The organism is Prevotella veroralis DSM 19559 = JCM 6290 (assembly GCF_000377625.1).
Lineage (GTDB): Bacteria > Bacteroidota > Bacteroidia > Bacteroidales > Bacteroidaceae > Prevotella > Prevotella veroralis.
This window is the reverse complement of the sequence record NZ_KB898335.1, coordinates 64,092-85,829: the sequence shown is the minus strand read 5'-3', so window position 1 is coordinate 85,829 and position 21,738 is coordinate 64,092. Positions and strand designations below refer to the sequence as shown.

16 protein-coding genes are annotated in these 21,738 nt (G+C 42.3%); 2 read left to right on the top strand and 14 right to left on the bottom strand.

Annotated features, from left to right (window positions below; genetic code table 11):
• Nucleotides 1-139: 139 nt before the first annotated feature.
• From D464_RS0109990 to D464_RS0109935, 13 genes are all read right to left on the bottom strand, one after another.
• Nucleotides 140-1,312: a hypothetical protein gene (locus D464_RS0109990; protein ID WP_238309092.1), complete on the bottom strand. Its 1,173-nt coding sequence runs from the start codon at nt 1,310-1,312 to the stop codon at nt 140-142.
• Between the two features lie 708 nt (nt 1,313-2,020).
• On the bottom strand, nt 2,021-2,569 hold the full coding sequence (locus tag D464_RS0109985) for a hypothetical protein (RefSeq protein WP_018911281.1): 549 nt from the start codon (nt 2,567-2,569) through the stop codon (nt 2,021-2,023).
• Between the two features lie 486 nt (nt 2,570-3,055).
• Nucleotides 3,056-4,798, bottom strand: a complete 1,743-nt coding sequence (locus tag D464_RS0109980; protein WP_018911280.1) for an ATP-dependent DNA helicase — start codon at nt 4,796-4,798, stop codon at nt 3,056-3,058.
• Nucleotides 4,799-4,816: 18 nt separating this feature from the next.
• A complete protein-coding gene (locus D464_RS0109975) occupies nt 4,817-7,384 on the bottom strand; it encodes a transglycosylase domain-containing protein (RefSeq protein ID WP_018911279.1) in 2,568 nt (855 codons plus the stop codon).
• Nucleotides 7,385-7,449: 65 nt separating this feature from the next.
• Nucleotides 7,450-8,349, bottom strand: a complete 900-nt coding sequence (gene miaA / locus D464_RS0109970; RefSeq protein WP_018911278.1) for a tRNA (adenosine(37)-N6)-dimethylallyltransferase MiaA — start codon at nt 8,347-8,349, stop codon at nt 7,450-7,452.
• Nucleotides 8,350-8,353: 4 nt separating this feature from the next.
• Nucleotides 8,354-9,124, bottom strand: a complete 771-nt coding sequence (gene lpxA, locus D464_RS0109965) for an acyl-ACP--UDP-N-acetylglucosamine O-acyltransferase (RefSeq protein WP_018911277.1) — start codon at nt 9,122-9,124, stop codon at nt 8,354-8,356.
• A gap of 37 nt (nt 9,125-9,161) precedes the next feature.
• A complete protein-coding gene (locus D464_RS0109960; RefSeq protein WP_018911276.1) occupies nt 9,162-10,550 on the bottom strand; it encodes a bifunctional UDP-3-O-[3-hydroxymyristoyl] N-acetylglucosamine deacetylase/3-hydroxyacyl-ACP dehydratase in 1,389 nt (462 codons plus the stop codon).
• A 5-nt stretch (nt 10,551-10,555) separates the two neighbouring features.
• Nucleotides 10,556-11,596 carry a UDP-3-O-(3-hydroxymyristoyl)glucosamine N-acyltransferase gene (lpxD, locus tag D464_RS0109955; RefSeq protein ID WP_004383163.1) on the bottom strand — a complete coding sequence of 347 codons (1,041 nt, stop codon included), beginning with the start codon at nt 11,594-11,596 and terminating at the stop codon, nt 10,556-10,558.
• Between the two features lie 274 nt (nt 11,597-11,870).
• Entirely contained in the window at nt 11,871-12,476 is a 606-nt protein-coding gene (locus tag D464_RS0109950) for a YiiX/YebB-like N1pC/P60 family cysteine hydrolase (protein ID WP_018911275.1), read from the bottom strand.
• 14 nt (nt 12,477-12,490) lie between these two features.
• Nucleotides 12,491-12,982 carry a zinc-ribbon domain-containing protein gene (locus D464_RS0109945; RefSeq protein WP_018911274.1) on the bottom strand — a complete coding sequence of 164 codons (492 nt, stop codon included), beginning with the start codon at nt 12,980-12,982 and terminating at the stop codon, nt 12,491-12,493.
• 54 nt (nt 12,983-13,036) lie between these two features.
• Nucleotides 13,037-13,384 (bottom strand): hypothetical protein, encoded by a 348-nt coding sequence (locus D464_RS13665; protein ID WP_154649600.1) that lies wholly within the window; start codon nt 13,382-13,384, stop codon nt 13,037-13,039.
• A 601-nt stretch (nt 13,385-13,985) separates the two neighbouring features.
• The gene (locus D464_RS0109940) at nt 13,986-15,620 is read right to left on the bottom strand and encodes a hypothetical protein (RefSeq protein WP_018911273.1); all 1,635 of its coding nucleotides are present in this window, start codon (nt 15,618-15,620) and stop codon (nt 13,986-13,988) included.
• On the bottom strand, nt 15,613-15,840 hold the full coding sequence (locus D464_RS0109935; protein ID WP_018911272.1) for a hypothetical protein: 228 nt from the start codon (nt 15,838-15,840) through the stop codon (nt 15,613-15,615). The genes D464_RS0109940 and D464_RS0109935 overlap by 8 nt, the downstream gene beginning before the upstream one ends.
• Before the next feature lie 1,449 nt (nt 15,841-17,289).
• Here D464_RS0109935 and D464_RS0109925 point away from each other — a divergent pair.
• On the top strand, nt 17,290-18,120 hold the full coding sequence (locus D464_RS0109925) for a CPBP family intramembrane glutamic endopeptidase (protein WP_018911269.1): 831 nt from the start codon (nt 17,290-17,292) through the stop codon (nt 18,118-18,120).
• A 453-nt stretch (nt 18,121-18,573) separates the two neighbouring features.
• Here the strand turns inward: D464_RS0109925 and D464_RS0109920 are convergent, their stop codons facing one another.
• Nucleotides 18,574-19,614 (bottom strand): asparaginase, encoded by a 1,041-nt coding sequence (locus D464_RS0109920; RefSeq protein WP_004381659.1) that lies wholly within the window; start codon nt 19,612-19,614, stop codon nt 18,574-18,576.
• Between the two features lie 1,044 nt (nt 19,615-20,658).
• Between D464_RS0109920 and D464_RS0109910 the strand changes: the two genes are divergently transcribed.
• Complete coding sequence (locus tag D464_RS0109910; protein WP_018911267.1) at nt 20,659-21,726, top strand: LacI family DNA-binding transcriptional regulator; 1,068 nt, start codon at nt 20,659-20,661, stop codon at nt 21,724-21,726.
• Nucleotides 21,727-21,738 lie beyond the last annotated feature (12 nt).

Genomic DNA, 21,738 nt, shown 5'->3' with positions numbered 1-21,738 from the left:
TGCTATAAATAATCCGTGCAAAGATAAACAATAATCTCTATTTCTTCTATAAATTCACAGAAATTATAGAAAAGAATGTGAGATAAGTGAAGAGGAAACCACTGCCCCGATACATAGGTATCGGATTTAACAAGATGAACTACTCATCACCTATATCACTACTCGCCTCTGCCTCGGTATCATACTCATGATAAACTCTCTTACATAACTTCCTATAGTCTGGAAGATTTAAGTAATTGTTCTTCTCAAGATAAGACCTGAAAGCACCTTCATAATAAAGCTCATGACCCAATACAGACGTCCAATCTTGTCCGCTTTTAGCACCTAACTGATAAAGATAATAACTGATATAAGCCACTATTTGAAAGCGTTCTTGCTTCGTGAAAGCACTCACCCACTCCGGTTGTTCGTCTTCATTCATCAATACAAATTGGGATAAATATGCCTGAAGAAGGTTCCCCCACACAAAATAATGTGCATTATTAACGGGTTGGTTGAGGATAGTTTTCAACAATCCCTCTCGAATCTCAACAGATGAATGTTTCGTATTCTTCTTACAAGCAAAGGTGTTTTCAAACATATAGACTTGCTTTTCCTCTTTGTACTTCGATAACATTTCGTTCATTACAAGTCTGTTAATATCCTCATTCTTATCGTATCCATAATCATAAAGTAAGTTCGTGAGAAACTCTGCATCGTGTTTCTTTAACCATTGAAAAGCAATCTTACTATCGTGAAAAATAAACTCATTCTCATAGAAATAATTATCATCTACGAGATTAAGAACTAATTTCCCATGCCTTACTTTCGCTTTATATAACTTATCAGAGCCTTCATCTGTCACCCCCTCGATACGAACTGCATCTTCAATAACAGGAGGCACACTCATAAGATAGTTATACTTTGGAATATAAATAAGGCACTTCCAAAAGTAATTAGGCTGCTCAAAGAAGTCACATCGCATACTCTTGGCTTGTTGCATACGCTCTGCATGGTTATCATCCTTGAAGATAAACTTCCTAAACTGCAACTTACTTAAAGCAGAATTACTCTGAGTTACATCAATATTGAAATACTTTAAGATCGCTTTTCGCGCTAACTCATCATCAACTGGGCAGAAACCTCTCTTGCGAAGTGCAGAGTTCAACAATTCAACGGCAACGTCAGTGTATTCAACTTGGGCTTTATTCGGCAAAGAGAGAATCCCACCATCTGACACTTCCATCAGATCCATATAATAAGACCTGATTTGCTTGTCATACATTTGAAGTAAATCTTTCGATACTGTTTGAGGCTTTTTTGTAGGACTCATAACCTTTACCTCTCGCTTAGATCTACCACAACTAAACAACATTGCAGCGAGTAATAAAATTAAAGATAGACTTGATATCCATTTCATTGCTTTAATCTCCATAGCTAATTTCAACACGAGGTTTACCATCTAAAGATGCCACTTGTGACCGCAGAGTAACTTTTGATACAAATGTAAGTATTAATTAGATATCTTACAAATATTTACTTACTTCTTTTCCATTAAATACGCTAACCATCTTACGCATAAAGTCCCTCCACAACTAATATCCATAAATAAAGAAAGAGGCATATATACACTTCATCTCTAAGCTCTCTATGAAGCTACTATTTCCACCTTTTACACTCCACAAGGCACTTAAAAAATTGTTCGCGAACTTTTCTTGAATTGTTCGCGAACAATTTTTAGCCTGTCTTAGAAGTGCTTCTTCTTGGTGCTTTCATAAAGTCTTATTGGCGTAAGATTATAAAGACAAGGCTCGAATTGTTAACATCAACGAAATGTACTTTCGTGGGGCACGGGTTATACTTCCGTGCCCTATGGATCGTACAGCCATCCCCCATTAGTCCTACTACTCGGATAAGGATATTAAACACTCACGTATGAAGGTATTAAACACTATTGGGCAAAGGTGTTAAACATCCGTGTATTCTGTGTTAAAAATGCCCCAGCAAAGAACTTATTGATGCTTTTCAACAACAGAACTAATCACAATTTTGAATTTTGAACTTTGAATTTTGAATTACCAGAAAGCCCCACCATGTCACTGTTGAGATGGGTAACAAAGATCTGTTGACCGCCTTTGCTGAAGCTGACCTTATACACTCCTCCTTGCTTATCCTTATGTTCGTAAGTGAAAGCGAAGTTGTTAATATGCCAACAGGTATCGTGTTGTGCAGCGGTCTCAACCGACTGATAGAAGGCTTTGGAAGGGATGGTGTCGAGCAGAAGAGTTGCCGAGTAATTACCGCTGGAGACAGTCTCTTCATCCGCTGCAACACTAACGGAATCGGGGATGAAAGGCGTTGCTTTGGAGAGTTTATACTTAGGGAATGCAACGGAGGTAATGCTCTTTAAGTCGATTGATAACTTACCATTATCGACCAAAGGGGCAAATTCCTTGGCGGCAACGGTGTCTTTATTGTCTTCCACCTCAAGCCTGTTTTTATGGTGACAGGAGGCTATTACGCCCACAGCCAATAATATGCTGAGGAAGATAAAACTGATGATTCGAGATTGATTGTTATTCTTTTTCATGCAATTTAATTCTATTTTTGGAGTCAGAATACAGGATATAGGAGTTAAGACAGCACCTTTTTAGGAGTCGAGAGACAGGAGACAGGAGTTAAGACATTAGTCTTTGAGAGTACAACTAACAGCAGTCAGTGCTATTGTCTTCACTCCCTTTCCCTCCTTCTCATTCCTTTCACTCCTTGAATCTACCCCCAACAGCACTAATCATAATATGAATTTTGATTCAAAGGAGGGCTTTGTGGGAACACATCCCTTCCCTCCGATGTGCTTAGGGAGTCTTTTTGTTGCATCAAGGCAGGACTTGGTGGGAACACATCCCCTCCTTCCGATGTGCTTAGGGAGTATTTTTGTTGCATCAAGCGAGGGCTTTGTGGGAATACATCCCCTCCTTCCGATGGGCTTAGGGGGTCTTTTTGTTGCATCAAGGCAGGACTTGGTGAGAACACATCCCCTCCTTCGGAGGGGCTTGGGGAGGCTTTTTATTTTGTATTACGGATATAGTTTTTCGAGGCGTCCCCGTGCTATCGGGTTATCTTCATAGAGCCTCACAGCCTTCTCATAGTTGGCTATGGCGGCTTCACGCATCCCTTCTTTCTCGCATTCCTTACCCATCATCACATATTCAACAGAGAGCTGTTTGAGGAAATCCTCATGCTCGCGTTGTTGCTGCTGTAAGGCTTTGTTCTCTCGGCGGAGCTGATTGATAGTATCGAGTTTACGGCGGATATACCGCTTGACAACGGGCTTCTCTATGTCATATCGACTATGGATAGCAAGGAAGAAATTGTTTAGAAAACTGTCATAATCGCCCTCGTCGAATGCTCGCACAGCATCGTAATATTCCTTATCGGCTTTACTTTGCTTCAAGGCAGTGGCTATCCTATTGCGATCATTATAATGACGTGCAAACTGCGTAACCTCTGCTCGGACGAAAACCTCATCCCTCCTCAATGGGTCTTTGAGGCTGATTCCATTCAAACTGGTGCATCGGGAGAGTGCGACATAAGCCTGACCCCCTGCGAAGACACCGCCCGTAAAGTCGATATTAACGTTCTTGAACGTTAGTCCTTGACTCTTATGTACGGTGATAGCCCACGCTAGTTTCAATGGGAATTGCACGTAGGTTCCAATCTGTTCTTCCTCTATCTTCTTCTCAATCTCATTGAAGGTATAACGCACGTTAGCCCACATTTCACGCTGAACCTGCAAGTCGTCACCCTCTTCCGTGCGTACATAGAGCATACCTTCCTCCTCATCTATACCGATGATAATGCCCAGTGTGCCATTGACCCACTGCTTGTCTATATCGTTCTTAATGAACATTACGTGTGCACCCACCTTGAGATTCAATTCCATGGGGGTGGGTAGACTACTCTCGGGGAACTCTCCCTTGATCTCACCAAGGAACATCACGGGGTCGCCCTCAAGCTTGTTTAGTCCCTCATTGTTGATCCAGTCGACCGTATCGCGGCGTGTTGAAAGTGTGATGGTGAAGTTTTCTTTGTCCTTATCCTGCGGTTCCAAGGATGCACCCACACGTGCGTTAATACTGTTGAAATCGCTGTCTGTGGCTTGATTGGTGCGTATGTGGTCGAGAATGGATATGAAGGTGGAATCGTTCTGACGATAAACTTTATTCAACTCAATGCTGACCAAGGGGTAATCCTGAAACACTTTAGCATCGAAAAAATAGTTGCTTGCATAATAAGGTTGCAATAGTTTGCGGTCATCCTCCTTGACTACGGGCTCTAACTGATAGATGTCTCCAACCAAAAGGAGCTGCTTTCCACCGAAAGGCTCACGCATATTGCGATTGTAAACACGCAACACTTTATCGATAAAATCAATGATGTCGGCACGAACCATGCTTATCTCGTCGATGATGATAAGCTCCACTTCGCGCAAGAGCTTGCACTTGTCGCCGTTATAACGCATTGTTCCGCGCAGGTGGCGAGGCGTATATCGACTGTCATCAGGCACTAATGGATGGAAAGGTAACTTGAAGAAGCTATGCAAAGTGCTGCCTCCTGCATTGATCGCAGCTATACCGGTCGGGGCAAGGATAACGTGTTTCTTCTTCGTAGTAGACGATATATAACGCAAGAAAGTAGACTTCCCCGTACCTGCCTTACCGGTCAGGAACAGGGAATGATGTGTAAACTGAATGATCTGCAAAGCCTTTTGCAGCTCTGGATTCTGTAGGTCTATTGCGTTATTGATAGCCGCTTCCATGATGTTGACGAACGCCGCTTAGTCCCATTCAATATTACTTACGGTGGGATCTTTAGCAGCCTTTATCTTCTTTTCCTTCTTCTTTTCTGCCTTGCTCTCATGGGTGTTTCCGCCACCTTCTGAGCCGTTTTCAACCTGGTGTCTACTAACAGGTTCGGCTGGTGGAGCAGGTTCGGGAGGCATGCCCTCAGCATTGTCTTCATCTGAAGGAATATCCTCCTCAATATCACCCTGCTGATGTCTGCGAGCTGCGTTCTGTCCTTTTAACGAGTCAGGGAGCTGTCGTTGGACTGGAGGTGGCAGACAATTATACATTGATGGGTCGATGTCATCATCCTCATCTACCTCCCATTTGGCATGATAACGCTGATAGGTGCGGTCGTACATGAGGCTATGAAGGAACTCACCCACTACCGGTAAGGCCGTTTTAGAGCCTTGTCCGAGGGCTCCTGTACGGAAGTGTATGGAGCGATACTCGCCTCCTACCCATGCTCCAACTACTAGATTCGGGCTGACAGCCATAAACCATGCATCGGAGTGGTTATTACTTGTACCTGTCTTTCCACCCCAGTCTGTATCGGTAGGAACGTATTGGCGCAAAGCCAAACTAGTGCCTCCTCCTTGATTAACACCCGCTTTGAGCATTTGTTGCATTAGGAAGGCTGACTTCGTATCTACGGCTCTCTCATGGTTTTGTGGAGCCGTATAGACCTCGTTGCCATTCATGTCTACGATTCGAGTAACTACCACTGGATCAATCTGTTCACCGTAGTTTGCGATCGTAGAATAGGCATCCACCATCTCAAGTAGGTTAACATCACTTGAGCCAAGAGCCAATGATGGCTCGTCATCCAACGGACTCTTGATACCCATCTTCTGCGCTGTCTCGATAACATTTGGTATAGTGACTTCCTGTCCAACACGCACTGCGATGGAGTTAATACTTCGAGCGAAAGCAGTCATCAAAGGTATCGAGTCGTTAGAAAAACGTCCATTGGCATTATGCGGAGTCCACGTCTTCATCTGCCCAGTCTTCTTATCGAGAACCTGCATACTGATGTATTCGTCACGTCGACGAGTGCATGGGGTCAATCCCTGTCGCATGGCCTCGGTGTACACAAAAAGCTTGAAGGTAGACCCCGGCTGACGCTCTGCTACGACCTTATCATACTTCCATGTGTTGAAGTCGATATCGCCTACCCACGCCCTTACTGCACCACTTTGAGGTTCCATGGCGACCATCGCGCAGTGCATAAACTGTACCATGTAACGGATGGAGTCCATCGATGACATCTCTTTCTCAATGGTGCCTTTTGCATAATCAAAGAGCTTTACCTTGTGAGGTTTATTTAGATAGTAAAGGACGCTATCGGGCTGGTTGGGATACTTTTGAACAAGTTTCTTATAGAAGGGTTGACGCTGGGCTATACCCTCGATAAAGCCTGGTATCTCCTTTCCACTTGCGTCCCTCCATGGGTTCTGACCCCGCCAATGGTTGTTAAAGGTGTTTTGCACACGCTCCATCTGCTTCGACACAGCTTGCTCGGCATACTTCTGCATGCGAGTGTCGATCGTGGTGTAGATCTTGAGACCACTACTATACAAGTCGTAACCATGCTCCTTCATCCAGTCCTTGAACTCGTCTGCAACATATTGACGGAAGTACTGAGCTTGACCGTCATAGTTCTCTTCCATGTGTACATCAAGGCGTAGTGGGCGCTGCGAGTAAGCGGTGTACTCCGATTGAGGTAATACATGATGAGTCACCATATTATATAATACTGTGTTGCGTCGACGGATAGAGTTTTTGGGGTGCGTGATGGGGTTGTAGTAGGTAGTAGCCTTTAGCATACCCACGAGGGTGGCTGCTTGATCAACCGACATCTTCGATGGTGTGGTATTGAAATAGGTCTTTGCTGCGGTCTTGACTCCGTATGAATTGTTACCGAAATCGACGGTATTTGCATACATTGTCAATATCTCTTTTTTGGAATAGATAAGCTCAAGTTTCACCGCAATGATCCATTCCTTGCTCTTCATAATGAGCATGCGAAGCCCTGGAACGTGCCCTAATAAACCTGTAGAATACTGTGTCCTCACACGGAACATGTTCTTTGCCAGCTGCTGAGTAATCGTCGATGCACCACGTCCATCACCACGAGTAACAGCGTCCTTGATCGCTCCGCCGATGCCCATGAAGTCGATTCCATGATGGCTGTAGAAGCGTTCGTCCTCCGTACTAATCAGTGCATTCCAGAAAGCGGGAGTAACTTCACTATACTTAACAGGTGTTCGGTTTTCCTTATAAAACCGTCCAATGAGTACGGAGTCAGCACTATATATCTCCGAAGCAGCGTACGTTGGAGGTGTTTTAATTTCTATAAAGCCAGGCGATCTACCAAAGAGCCAAAGGAAATTAGTATCTACCATGCCTAAATAGAGGAATATGGCAACGATGAAGGAAGTAATCCCCAGTGCTGCTTTCGTGTACCATGCACGACCCTTATAGAGCTTTATGTACCAAGGAAAGAAGTGTATAATCCCTTGGAAGATAGCTTTAATAAATGAATAAAGTCTCTTTATCATTGCCTTTACAATCTTCGTTTTATAATATAACTCACCGATTACTGCAAAAGTAGTTATTTACTTGCTTACAGGGAGATAGTATATAGATAATTTAAGATTTCTTCAATGTTATCGGGCGAGAACCACGTCATCTCTTGGTCACGTTTGTACCATGTGAGTTGCTTGCGGGCGTAACGTCTGGTGTTGCTTTGTATCTTGAAGATCGCTTCATCGAGTGTTGTCAGTCCGTCAAGATACTCAAATAATTCCTTATAGCCCACTGTGTTAAGCGAATTAAGCATTCGCTTGGGATAGACGCGTTGCGCTTCTTCGATCATACCATCGTCTATCATTTGCAGAACTCGCTGATTGATGCGTTGATAGAGGGTGTCACGATCACGATTCAAACCAATCTTGATGATATTAAAAGGACGTTCTTTGATGGTATTAGAACGGAAAGATGTGTAGGTTCTACCCGTCTGTTTACATATCTCAAGGGCATGGATAACACGCCGAGGATTGCTTTGATCGACTACAGCCCAGTGTTCTGGATCCCATTCATGAAGCAACTCGCACATCTTTGCTAAGCCTTCTTTCTCAAGGAGTTGCATCATCTCCTGCCGTACTTCTGGGTGTATGGTTGGAATATCATCAATCCCTTTACAAACCGCATCAATGTACATCATCGAGCCACCCGACAGTAAGGAAACCTTCGAAGAAGACTCATTAATGAGCTTCAAAACGTCTTCTTCAAACAGACTTGCCGAATAATAGTCCTCTAAGTGGTGATTCCCAACGAAGTAATGACGCACCCGTGCCTGTTGAGCAGCCGTTGGTGCAGCTGTTCCGATGGGTATTTCAGCAAAAATCTGACGTGAGTCTGCGTTGATAACAGGTACACCGAAGTGTTCGGCAAGGCGTAAGGTTGTCTCCGTCTTGCCCACCCCTGTTGGTCCCGTGACGACGATTAATGTCTTTTCCTTCAACCTCTTACTTAATCAAACCGCGTTGCGAAGCCTCTGCGAAATCGATGATTCGCTGTACTTCAGGCGTCACCAGCAATTCACTCTTTATACGAGCTATATTCTCTGCACGCGTTCCTGTACCATAAAGGATGCGATAGGTGTTATGGATGAGTTCGATCTGCTCATTCGTAAAACCACGTCTGCGCAATCCGATGAGATTAACTCCCATGTAGCGAGCAGGCTCCTTGCCTACTATAATATAAGGTGGAATGTCCATAGAGAAACGGCTTCCTCCTTGTATCATGACGTACCCGCCAATACGACAGAACTGGTGACAAAGGACATTAGCAGATATGATGGCACAGTCTTCAACGACCACTTCTCCAGCGAACTTAGTCGAATTGCCGATGATGACGCCAGACCCAACTACACAGTCGTGGGCTATGTGCATGCTCTCCATAAGGAGGTTGTTACTACCAACAACTGTCCTCCCTTTCGATGCTGTACCACGTGAGATTGTAACGTTCTCACGTATGGAGTTGTTATCCCCGAGGACGCAGATTGTGTCCTCACCACGGTACTTCAAGTCCTGTGGTTTAGTAGAGATACTTGCGCCAGGGAATATCTCGTTGCCATCACCTATTCGTGCTCCAATATGGATGGTAACGCCATTTTGGAACACATTATTACTACCGATTACGGTGTTCTTGTCGATATAACAGAACGGACCAATAATGTTGTTGTCACCTAATTGAGCCTCTGGATGAACAAAGGCAAGCGGACTTATTTGGTTCATATCATTATGTTTTGGGGAGGAGTTTCTAAACTCCTCCTTACTTATTCTTCACTATCTGCGCCGTAAAAGTTGCTTCGGCGACAACGTGATCACCTACGAACATATAGCCTTTCATTGAGCTAATTCCATGGCGAACAGGACCTAACAGCTCCACACGGAACAGGAGAGTATCGCCCGGAACGACCTTCTGACGGAACTTAACATCGTCTATCTTCAGGAAATAAGTTGACCATCTCTCTGGCTCCTCAAGCTGTGATAGCACCAAAAGACCGCCACATTGCGCCATTGCCTCTACCTGAAGTACACCTGGCATAACGGGCTCTTGAGGGAAATGTCCTTGGAAGAAAGGCTCGTTACTAGTGACGTTCTTGACCCCTACTACACTATTGGCACCCATGGAGATAACCTTATCTACCAACTGCATGGGATACCTATGTGGCAACAACTCACGTATGCGGTTGTTGTCCATGAGAGGCTCTTCATTAGGGTCGTAGATCGGTGCCTGCACCTCGTGCTTACGTATCTCTTTACGCATTAAACGCGCAAATTTGTTGTTCACAGTATGCCCCGGTCGAGTGGCAATAATGCGTCCCTTGATAGGCTTACCTATGAGTGCCATGTCTCCGATGATATCAAGGAGCTTATGACGCGTACATTCGTTGTACCACTGCAAAGGCTTATGTTGGATGTAACCAATGTTGTTTGCATCCATACGAGGCACTTTCAAGAGATCGGCCAGTTGATCTAGTTTCTCTTGAGAAACCTGTTGTTCATAGATAACAATAGCGTTATCCAAGTCGCCACCCTTAATGAGGTTTGCTTGTAACAACGGCATAATGTCACGCACGAAGACGAAGGTTCGAGCTGGCGCAATCTCCTCTGCGTAGGTTCCAAAGTCGTCCAACGTAGCGAACTGACTGCTGATAAACTTTGAATCAAAGTTACACATGGCAGTAATAGAGAACTCGTCGTCAGGCAGAATAGTAATTACTGACCCGTTCGCCTCCTTTATCTCTATCTTTTTCCGTATGATGTAATAGTCCTTCGGGGCTGTTTGGTCAACAATACCCACCTCCTTGATCTTATTAACATACATCGCTGCAGAACCATCAAGGATAGGGAACTCCGGTCCATTAATCTGTATCAAGCAGTTGTCAATACCCATTGCATACAGAGCAGACATGCCATGCTCTACCGTACTTACACGTGCATCTCCCTTTTCCAAGACCGTTCCGCGCTGTGTATCCACTACATTCTCTGCAACAGCATCGATGATAGGCTGCCCCTCAAGATCTATACGTTGTATCTTATAGCCAGTATTCTCTGGAGCCGGATTAAACGTCACGGTAAGACTCAAACCAGTGTGAAGTCCCTTGCCAAAGAGCGAGAAACTCCCTTTTAATGTCTTCTGTTTTATTGTATCCATGAATGTTATCTGTTCTTTTTCAATTGGTCTATTTCTTTCTGCAAGTCGCTTAGTTGCTTGTACATCTCAGGCAGTCTGCGGAAGATGGCTTGCGACTTAAAGTAAGAGCGTTGCTCCATTGGAGGTGTACCAATCAGTTGTTGATTAGCCTTCAAACTTCCAGGTACACCTGATTGTGCGCCTAGGAAAACCTTATCACCTATCTCTATATGCCCTGCAATGCCTACTTGTCCACCGAACATGCACCACTGCCCCACCTTTGTAGAGCCTGCGATACCCACTTGGGCAGACATGACTGTGTTCTCGCCAATGTCTGTGTTGTGTGCAATCTGCACGAGGTTATCCAGTTTAACACCCTTACGAACATAGGTGCTACCCATTGTTGAGCGGTCCACACAAGTGTTTGCTCCAATCTCAACATCGTCCTCTAAGGTCACAATACCTATCTGTGGTATCTTGTCATAACTATTTGTTTCAGCGTTAGGAGCGAATCCGAAACCATCAGCACCCACCACTGCGCCAGAATGGAGGATAACCCTATCACCCAACTTACAGCCTTGGTAAATGCTAGCATTAGGATAGATAATACAGTTCTTACCCATCTCTACGCCTTCCATTATCGTTGCATGAGGATAAATCTGACAGCCATCTCCAACCGTCACACCGTCCCCTACGTATGCAAAGGCACCAATATAAACATCCTTACCGATGGTCGCCTTGGGTGAAACGAAAGCCAAGCTGTCAATGCCCTGACGCTTAGGTTTCATGCTCTCATATAACTGCAACAACTTCGCAACACAATCACGTGCATTCTTAACACGTATCAATGTGGCTTTAACAGGCTTCTCCAACTGAATGTCCTCATCAACGAGAACAATCGACGAAGCCGTATTATATAAATAATGTGTGTATTTCGGATTAGCAAGAAAAGAGATTGCTCCCTCTTTTCCGTCCTCTATCTTGGCGAAAGTATGGATGGTTTTATTCTCGTCACCATCAACACGTCCTTGTATGAATTGCGCTATCTGTTTCGCTGAAAACTCCATGTATTATACCACTAATTGGTTATTATCCCTGCAAAGATAGGTAATTTTTATCAGAAACATTGCTTACATGGGTATAATTTGCAGATTTTTTAGGAGCGGAGTGGCTAATGGGAGCGAGTTAGGAGAGGCTTTTCTTTAATTCAAAATTCAAAGTTCAAAGTTCATAATTCAAAATTATGATTACTACTGTTTAATGTAAGGCTTTCTGCTAAAGTTAAAGATGCCCCTTATATATAAAGATGCCCCTTATGTATGTTGTGTTCGATAATGCAAACTATTTAAAGTTGATGCCTTTTATGGTATTTTCTATCATAATATCCGAAGGCAGCAGGCACATTTTCCGAAACCCTAATACTTTAATATTGTGTCTTCGCCCTTCCGATATATCAACTCCGGCAGAAAGATAAGCACGCCAGGCTAATTCCGTGCAATAAAACTTTGTTGTGTCAGCCATATCGAAATTATCATCGAAAGGAAAGTTTCTTTTATGTAAAGCGTATTGCACCGCTTTTTCTGCAATACTAGCATCACAATGCGAATGGACGACTTTTGCCTTTACACATCTATCGGGTTGAAGAAACACGCCGAGGGGTTCCGACTTCACGATGTCTACGTTATTATCAGATTCTCCGGGAACAGCGTGCACAACGTTCCAACCATTCTTTGTTTTAAATAGTAAGCCTACGTGAGAAAAGCTATTACTGTCTATTGCTTTTACTAATGCGCTTTCAGCACTTTTCCCCTCTCTGAAAATAAGGTCGCCATTACGCAACGACAATGTATCAATATAGGCAGCAAGATGATTCGTTCTTTGCTGCCTATAACAAGAGGTGAACAAGAAAACTGTGGCAGACAATGCTGCAAACAGTCTATATTTCATCTGTCAAAGAATTGTTAAAGACCGAGAGTCTTGTTTTTCTTCTTCAAATCGCTAAATGCGTCCTTATCGATCCCAGATGTAAAGACATGTCCTAAAATACCGAACGAAACTACCTTGCTTTTCGTTCCATTTTGTAAGGAACCTACGCTGAAAATAAAATAATTGCTTACATCTAACTTCGAAACGAGCACCTTATCTATGATACCTGCGCCCAAAGACGCATATACCGTCGCTTCGCTACCACCTTGTTGTTCTAAGGCCTTCATTAATTCCATGTGAATAGCCTCAACATGTTTAGTCTTACTTGGATTCGTAAAACATAACAACAGAAGAACTGCCACGGGAATAATAATGCGCCAAGCCTTTTTAGGAACGTTGAATAGCTTATCCTTACGTGATTGCTCCGTATAACTCTCGTTATCGTCTTGATGTTGCGGAGTTCCACATTGAGAACAAAATTCAGAACCTTCGTTAAGCGGAGAACCGCAGTTTTTACAGTATGCCATAATTATATTATTTTGAAATTAGCCATCCGTTAATTTGAATCCGATATCTTCATATTAATAGCATCTTGAGCAAGAACGATAGCCCTCGCTTCGTGCGGAACTTAAAGATATGCGGGAGTAGTTTCCGCGCCATAATGCCGGACATGATGGCGTAGAATGGTAACAAGAACCCGTTGGAGTGATATACACTGTCTGCCCTACATTGGCTGAGCGAGTTGATCGATTCTTACGAGTTCTATTCTTACGTGTCTTCGAACGTTTGTGAGTTTTTCTTCCACTATGCTTCTTTTGTTTCTGTATGCTGATAGATTCAGTGTTGGTGGTAGAAGTTGTTTCATACGTGAAGCTGCTGGTTCCAATTAGAGTTACCGCAATGAGAAGGATAGAAAGTAAATGTCTCATAACTTTGTTTATGTTTGTTATTAATAAAGATTGCACCAGCAAAGGTACAATTTCCCTTTTAGTTTTCCATCGTATGAGCGATACTTTTTGATATCAAATCTTGTACAGATCGTCTTATCCAACCCCTGCCGAATGCGTATTGCGTCTCTGCTGAATGCGTATCTAACTGCTGGCGAATACGTATTCCCTTGCCGACAGATGCGGTGAGCGTTGCTGACAGATGCGTATATAGCGGCGACGCAATACGTATCTACGGGTAGCTATATACGCATCCGCCAGCGCGTAGATACGGTGAGCGCAGCGACGGAATACGCATTCGCTGGCGAGCCTCCACAGGGCAACATCTCATGCTATAAGACAAGCAAAAATTGTGAGGGTGTGCCAAAATATAAATTAATAACTTGACAACTTTCAATCTATAAGTAGGATTCTTCTAAAGGCAAAGAAAAGACCATTTCTTTACTCAAAATTGAGTACAGAAATGGTCATTTTTTATTGGATTGTTTCAACCTGTAAGATTATCAAAATGGTATTTGCATTTTGACACACTCTCTCCTGATAATTTAAATCCTCATTCCTTGTATAGGAAGAAAGAAATTTCTTATTTCAATTGGTAGGTATTTGCATCGAAGACAGGGTAAGCCCAACTGCGTAGATCAATATTGACACCAACCTTCTTGTTGTTGAAGTGGAATGCCAAAGCTTGTGGACCTCCAACAACTACAGCGTTGGAGGTCCAATATGCTCCATAATATCCATATTTATCTTGGTCACCTAACCTTAACGTTCCGTCTTCTTTCAGATATCCCATTGCAGGAAGGAAGAAGTAGTTGTCAGCATCAGTAGGTTTCCCATTATACTTAACATCAGTTGTCCAATCACCTGCAGTTGCACCAGAACCATCACCTTCTGACCAATTGTTCCAGTAGGTATTGCTACTGCTTGGAATATAGTTATTGCTCCATGTATGGATGTTTGTAACTGGATGTGTAAATGTATAACCATTTACTGATATCTTATTTAACTTAAGAATCCACATACCACCCTTATACAAATGTTTATTCATGGTCCACACAATATTTTCATCCCAGTGGCAGTTGCCAAAGAAAGAATAAAGTGTAGCCTCATTAACATTTGGAGCTGATGAACAGATATTATTGGCATTAAATGCATTTGGATTACTATTCATATACCTGTCGTTACCAGCACTTGGTGTATAAACCTTTCTTTCACCATCAACTACAGGGATTTCACCTGGATACTTGTCCCAATAAGGCTTTCCTGCATCCCATTGATAATAGTTTGGCTTATAATTATTTATAGCTAATTCGTTTTTGCCAATAGGACGATTCTTACCAGCATTGAATGTCATAGTTGGATAAGTTTGACTCACAATTCCTTTTACACCTGTTTTTGTGTCCTCCAAAGAATACTCTATAGTTACCTTGCTATAGGTTCCAGGGTTTACAACCATGAAAGCTGCATTCTTTGAGTAATTTGCTGCTTTAGGTATAGGGATTCCATTTGTAAGCGTAAGGGTAATGCTTTTAGAACCACCAGAAGCTAAATCTCCCAAGCCGTTATCGTCGAATTTAAATGTACCTGCAATGTTCTTACCTGCGTTTGAAGCTGCATCAATAGTCAGTTTGATAGCTCTTACAGAAACTGTTGAAGCCAGTTCTTCTTTTCCATACCATGGAGTGAAAGTAATATAAGCTGCTTTGTGTGCTAAGCTGAACTTATAGATACCACCTTGCAATTTAGCGGTAGCTGTACCGCAATCACCATCTTTACCAATATGTGAAGCGTCGTTCGGTTGACTTTGAGTTTGGTCAGCAGGAATAGTCACCTTGTCACCAACTGTAGCATTTGTACCTGTAAAACGAACAGGATAAGAAGCTGCAGTAAATAATTGGTCATAGTAGAATTTTGCAGAAGCCGCCTTAGGAGCTTTGATGTTATCTTTGGTATTCTTGAAAAGGTTTGAACCATCGTGAATCCAAAGCTTGTCATTCTGCGTCCAATAGAAATCAATAGCGTTTCCGTTATATATACCTGTCGTACGTGTTGTAGCTGACTTTTCAGAAGAAACTACATCTTCTGCGGAAAAAACTGCTATGTGTTTAATTTCCTCCTCATTTCCATAATTGTTATTGTCAGTGCTCTCTGAAGAACAACTGGTAAATAAGCTGGCAACAAACAAACTGCCCCCCAAAAATAATATACTCTTATTCATAATAACTCTTTTTCTTTTTGTCTTCTAAATTATTTTTCCAATCATTATTGTCAACCTCTTGTATGTCCCAGCTATATTGCTTTGCATAAGATTCGTCATTACCTGCTGATTCATGATCTCCCTGAACACTTCCTGCCAAAAGTTGATTTTCTGTGTTCGTTCTTACAAGTACAACTAAAGGCTGTACATAAGTTTTTCCCTTCTTTTCAATCTCTTTCATACTTTTTTTAGTCGTAAAATTTATATGTCTTATTTTTAAATCCTGAAAGTTTCGTTATTTCTTTTTAGAATTAGTATCTTTAATATTTGTAGAAATGCAAAAGCATAATGAATTATACTTTCCCTCTATAATATAATATGGTAGCCATTCTGCTTCTTAGTACTATAAACGAATGGAGTCTTCAAATTTTTGCAAAGTTAAGTATAAAATTTGATAAGAGCAAATATTTATGAATAAATTTATTCTTAATTTAATTTTCTGTTAAAAGTTGATTGGAATTTGAATAAAGATTTTATATATCTGTATTGTATGACTTATTAGTATCAAATGTTACTATAGAAAGAGTAAAGTATAAGGTCATAGTGCTGAAAAACATATTATTCTTATCTATCATTCTTCCTTTCCATCTACTACAAACAACTTGTTCCCTTGTTTCTCGTGGATTGTAAACTTATTTCGTTCAACTTGAATTCGATACATGGTCTTTTTGCTTCTAAAAGAGGCCTAATTGACTTGCAATAGATGCCCTTTTGAGAGCTAACTAACGCCCTTTTGAAGTCCAATTAAGCACCTTTTCTTGTACGACTTTATAACTAATTGATTTTCTGTTAGTTGCAAACTCGCTTTTTATGTGTGTTTTTCGTCTTTGTTTTAAGAATTTGTATGAAAATATGTAATGTTTTTTCAAAGTTTTGTTGATATTTTTGAGGCATTATTAAGAAAAGTTTTTCTGTGTCGGAGGGAGAGGACAAAAATGAGTCATTGATGATTATGACTATTATTCTTTTAACCCAAGAGGGTGTGTCAAAATTGATACACTCTCACTCTTTGCGAATTGTTCGCGAACAATTTTATGTCTGTCTTAGCAGAAACGATAGACCGACTGATAAAATGGTTTTTACACGCACAAGAAGTACTATTGTTTTGCATGGAATGTACCTTTGCTAAAGGGCATTTGAGCCGGGATATAGTTCGCCAAAAACCTAGATACGGTTTGCCGGAAATTTATATACTGTTTGCGTGAAATTTCTAACCTGTTCCCCGTAAATTTCTAACCTGTTTGCGATAAATTTATATACGGTTAGAAATTTACGGGGAACAGGTTAGAAATAAATTTATATCAAATAAAAATTTTCCGCTAACCGTATAGGCTTGGAATATTGACTTTTGAACTTTAAATTAACCTTTGAACTTTAAAAGCAAGTAATATCCCCGCATTTGACGAAATGTACTTTCGTGCTCGACAATATATACTTTCGTCACTTCTAATCCTAAACCCCTTCTTTAATAATCCAATTCTTATCTATTTATTATATAAATTTTTGTATTACCTTTGCACCCATTATCTCGTATTATAAGTCATTGCAGGTGAAGTAAAAGGATTATAGCAATTACAGCGATCTTAGGCAGATTGTCAGGATTATTACGTATATATAAAATTAAAACAGTATGAAAGAAAGCATCGTCATCAAGTATCGCCATACGGCACTCTTCTATCTCTTAGCTACTCTTATCCCCTGGGCTTTTTGGTTTGCAGCCAGCTATGTAAGTCATCATGTGGTTTATTCACAAAGCACATGGGCGGCACCGTTGCTGGGACTGGTAGGACTTTGTTTCCCAATGATCTTGACCATTATGCTGGTTTTTAGCAATCAGACTCTGCGAAAGGATTACTTCGGTAGAATATTGAACCTATCTCCCAGCAAGTGGAAGTATTATCTCACAGCCTGCCTACTGATGCCTGCAAGTATTCTTTGTGCTATGACAATATCTCTTCTGTTTAGTTATAGCCCATCTCAATTCGTTATCACTGGTCATTACACATTCACCTCGGGCGTCTTTCCTGTATGGTTTCTCCTTATCCTTGCCCCAACACTCGAAGAACTTGCATGGCATGGCTACGGCACTGACAGCCTACGTTCGCGGATGAATCTCTTCAAGACTTCCATGCTTTTTGCTGCTTACTGGGCTGTTTGGCATTTCCCTCTTGCTGGTATCAAGGGCTACTATCATGCCAATGTAGTGCATGAGGGATGGCTTTACAGTCTGAACTTTATAGCCAGCATATTTCCGTTTGTCATCTTGATGAACTGGCTCTATTACAGAACCAACCGCAACATCCTTGTGGCAATCGTATTCCATATTACGGCAGGATACTTTAATGAGATCTTCTCCACCCATCCCGACAGTAAGTGCATACAGACTCTCTTGTTACTTGTTGTCTCTATCATCGTTGTACTAAAGGATCGCCAGCTCTTCTTCAAGCGTGCATTGGTATAATACTGTTTCCGTAAATTGCGGTAGGGGATGATGTTATACACCATTATGTAACTTGTAGAGAGGCTTAAGAACGTCAAGGTGCTTGACCCTACTTGTGGTTCGGGTGCTTTTCCTATGGGCTTGTTGAACAAAATGGTATAAGGACATATTGCCGTAACGACATGTTCCTTCTATCTTAATGGGCTATTTGTGTGGACGGGCGAGAACTTCTTTCCCAACAAACCCACTATCTTTTCCAACAGAACTAATAACTTGTTTAGCCGTCAACTCGTTTCCTTGTTAACTCTACCTAATCATGATTTCGGATTAAATGACATACTCCTTCTGTCTCAAAACGCCTATTTAAGTTTTCATTATAGTTGCTGTCACTTTTAACATTTGAGCTAACTATTTAATTGCCAGAGGCTTGTAAACATAAGAACCGTGACAGAAGTGACAGCAAAAATAAAACTTCTATTCAATGATACTAATCTCACCAGCAATCGAACGGTTCATGTAATAACGCACCATATCAGCGTCATCATATCGTGCTTGAAGGTACATCAACTTCGTTACAGCAGCCTCGACCGTACTGTCATAACCACTGATAACACCCGCATCCTTGAGTTGGTAACCCGTATCATAGCGGCTCATCTCAACGCGTCCACTGATACATTGACTGATGTTCACGACGATGACTCCACGTTCTGACGCCTGCTTCAATAATTTCATCAGCCAAGGACGTTGTGGAGCATTGCCACTTCCGTAAGAACGCATTACGATACTGCGTAATTCTGGGGCATCGAGAAGATGGTGCATAAGCCCTTCCTCCATTCCTGGAAAGAGGGAGAAGATAATCACATTATTATCCAGCTCGGTGTGTGTGATCAATGGTTTTGAATAGTCAGGAGTAAGTATTCGGTGTTCATCAAAGGTAAAGTTGACCCCAGCCTCACATAAATGCGGATAATTAAAGGAGTCGAAAGCATTGAATTCATCGGCATTCTGCTTCGTAGAACGGTTGCCTCTCAACAAGTGCCCACTGAAATATATGCACACTTCTGGTACCATAGCCGTACCATCCTTATGGTGTGCTGATGCCAACTCTATACTCGTCATGAGGTTCTCTTTGCCGTCTGTACGCAACTGACCAATAGGTAGTTGAGACCCCGTAAGGATAATTGGTTTCGTCAAATTTTCGAACATGAACGATAGAGCCGATGCAGTATAAGCCATCGTATCTGTGCCGTGGAGAATCACAAAACCATCATAGTCATCATAGCATTCGGATACGATCTGCACCAGTTGCGCCCAACGACAAGGGGTCATATCAGACGAGTCGATGGGTGGATCGAACTGATAGGTATCTACCTCCGTAGGTACTAATTTGAACTCTGGAACATTATCAACAAGATGACTGAAGTCCAATGGTTCTAATGCACCCGTACGCTTGTTATGTCCCATACCGATGGTTCCACCAGTGTAAATGAGTAACACTTTATTCGTTCTCTTCATCGCACATTTATTTGTTATTATTTACCAACTGAATTGAATGAACATATTGAAAGCATTTCTCCATATTATTATTCATATCCAACTCAGGTGAGGATTGTAACGTGGGAAAGGTCTTGCTTTTGCTTTCAGATTGTCATTCAAGACTCTACACTGCAAAGATAAGAAAAACATTTAAGTATTACCTCGCTTGGACATAATTATATTTATAAAATGAGACAAAGTTTTTCCGAAGCGTTGAAAAAGCGTTTATGGGACAGAAGAAACATGGTTCTTTAATTCAAAATTCATAATTCACAATTCAAAATTATGATTAGGTAGAGTGGACGAGTGGACTGGTTAACGAGTAAACAGGTTATTTGTTCTGTGGGAAACAATACTATCTACTCCCCTTTCCATTCGGAGAGGGGGCGGGGGTAAGGCTTCTTAAGTAGGGACAGACGCCCTCGTCTGTCCGCTCCAACATTCCACCTTACATTACAAGCAGCCTCCTTTATGCGGACAGACGAGGGCGTCTGTCCCTACTTTGTGGCATCCCTTAGGATAGAAAGAACCATTCAAATAGGTTATCATTAGGTGCTCCTCCCCTTGGGGGAGGCTGGGTGGGGTTTCCAGACGAGGGCGTCTGTCCCTACAGGTTGGCATTATCATTAATTAAAGAAACGCCCCTCTTGATTGGAGAAGGGCGTTTCCTTGATACAAGAAGGGCGTTTCTTCATTGCAAGGAAACGCCCTCTTCAATGCGAAGGGAGCGTTTCTTTAATTTTAAAATATTATTACCCCTGTTTCTGTCAGGTATTGGCATACGTGTAAATGATAGTATTTACTCCCCCTCTTCATTCTCAGAGAGGGGTGGGGGGGGAGGCTTCTCTTCGGAGGAGAAGGATTCCACCTATCATGCTCCACGCACTCCATTAGGTGCTTCTCACCCTTTGGAAGGCTTGAGCGAAGCACCATTTGAATGATAGAAAAGCCCCCTGTGCATGCACACAATCCAACAATTATTCGTAAATTTGCACTGAATAATGAAATTATTTAGCATCCTCTATGGCGGAGAAAATTAGAATCAAGGATATTGCAAAGCAAGCTGGTGTGAGTGTCGGAACGGTTGACCGCGTTCTTCATAAGCGTCCGAACGTGTCAAAATCGGCTCTTGAGAGGGTAGAGAAAGCCCTCAAAGAGATGGATTACCAGCCTAATATGTATGCCAGCGCACTGGCTCATAACAAGAGCTACACCTTTTATTGCCTCATACCAAAGCATGCCAGCGAGGCTTATTGGGAAGAGATTGAGATGGGCGCAATGAAGGCCGTTGAACAGAGAAGGGACTTTTCTATTGACATAGTCGTCATGTATTACAGTCGACTGAACCCTCAGTCTTTCATCGATACCTATCGGAAATGTCTGGAGAAGAACCCTGATGGCGTTGTTCTCGTACCTACCACGTTGGACTTAACACGCCAGTTTACTGATGAGTTACACGAACGTAACATCCCTTTCATACTCCTCGATTCATATATGCCAAGCCTTCAACCTCTTGCTTTCTTCGGTCAGGACTCTATTCAGAGTGGGCATTTTGCGGCGCGTATGCTCATGCTCTTGGCTCGAAATGAGCGTTCGATCATGCTGATGAAACAAACGAAAGACGGCAAGATGGCGAGTAGGCAGCAGGAAAACAGGGAAGTTGGCTTCCGCAACTACATGGCTAAACACTTCCCGGAGGTGGACATCTTCGATGTAAACTTACCGCTTGACGAGGAGAGAAAACGTTATGATGGAATCTTGGAGAAGTTCTTTACAACCCATCCGGAGGTGCATCACTGCATCACTTTCAACTCAAAAGCGCACATCGTAGGCGAATTCTTGCTCAAAACTAAGCGTCACGACATACAGATATTGGGCTATGATATTGTGCATAAGAATGCTGAATGCCTCAGAGCTGGGAGTATTTCCTTCCTCATCGCACAGCATGCTTACCAGCAAGGGTTCTTTAGTATCGACACACTCTTCCGTGCCATCGTATTGAAGAAGAAGGTTGAACAAACGAACTACATGCCTATTGACCTCCTTACAAAGGAGAACATCGACTTCTATTTGCGCTCTTGGGATCTGTAAGGGAGAGTATTT

Excerpts from the sequence above, each read along its gene's own strand:
- D464_RS0109990 (WP_238309092.1), bottom strand. The coding sequence starts at position 1,312 with ATGAGTCCTACAAAAAAGCCTCAAACAGTATCGAAAGATTTACTTCAA.
- D464_RS0109985 (WP_018911281.1), bottom strand. The coding sequence starts at position 2,569 with ATGAAAAAGAATAACAATCAATCTCGAATCATCAGTTTTATCTTCCTC.
- D464_RS0109980 (WP_018911280.1), bottom strand. The coding sequence starts at position 4,798 with ATGGAAGCGGCTATCAATAACGCAATAGACCTACAGAATCCAGAGCTG.
- D464_RS0109975 (WP_018911279.1), bottom strand. The coding sequence starts at position 7,384 with ATGATAAAGAGACTTTATTCATTTATTAAAGCTATCTTCCAAGGGATT.
- lpxA (WP_018911277.1), bottom strand. The coding sequence starts at position 9,124 with ATGAACCAAATAAGTCCGCTTGCCTTTGTTCATCCAGAGGCTCAATTA.
- D464_RS0109960 (WP_018911276.1), bottom strand. The coding sequence starts at position 10,550 with ATGGATACAATAAAACAGAAGACATTAAAAGGGAGTTTCTCGCTCTTT.
- lpxD (WP_004383163.1), bottom strand. The coding sequence starts at position 11,596 with ATGGAGTTTTCAGCGAAACAGATAGCGCAATTCATACAAGGACGTGTT.
- D464_RS0109950 (WP_018911275.1), bottom strand. The coding sequence starts at position 12,476 with ATGAAATATAGACTGTTTGCAGCATTGTCTGCCACAGTTTTCTTGTTC.
- D464_RS0109945 (WP_018911274.1), bottom strand. The coding sequence starts at position 12,982 with ATGGCATACTGTAAAAACTGCGGTTCTCCGCTTAACGAAGGTTCTGAA.
- D464_RS13665 (WP_154649600.1), bottom strand. The coding sequence starts at position 13,384 with ATGAGACATTTACTTTCTATCCTTCTCATTGCGGTAACTCTAATTGGA.
- D464_RS0109940 (WP_018911273.1), bottom strand. The coding sequence starts at position 15,620 with ATGAATAAGAGTATATTATTTTTGGGGGGCAGTTTGTTTGTTGCCAGC.
- D464_RS0109935 (WP_018911272.1), bottom strand. The coding sequence starts at position 15,840 with ATGAAAGAGATTGAAAAGAAGGGAAAAACTTATGTACAGCCTTTAGTT.
- D464_RS0109925 (WP_018911269.1), top strand. The coding sequence starts at position 17,290 with ATGAAAGAAAGCATCGTCATCAAGTATCGCCATACGGCACTCTTCTAT.
- D464_RS0109920 (WP_004381659.1), bottom strand. The coding sequence starts at position 19,614 with ATGAAGAGAACGAATAAAGTGTTACTCATTTACACTGGTGGAACCATC.
- D464_RS0109910 (WP_018911267.1), top strand. The coding sequence starts at position 20,659 with ATGGCGGAGAAAATTAGAATCAAGGATATTGCAAAGCAAGCTGGTGTG.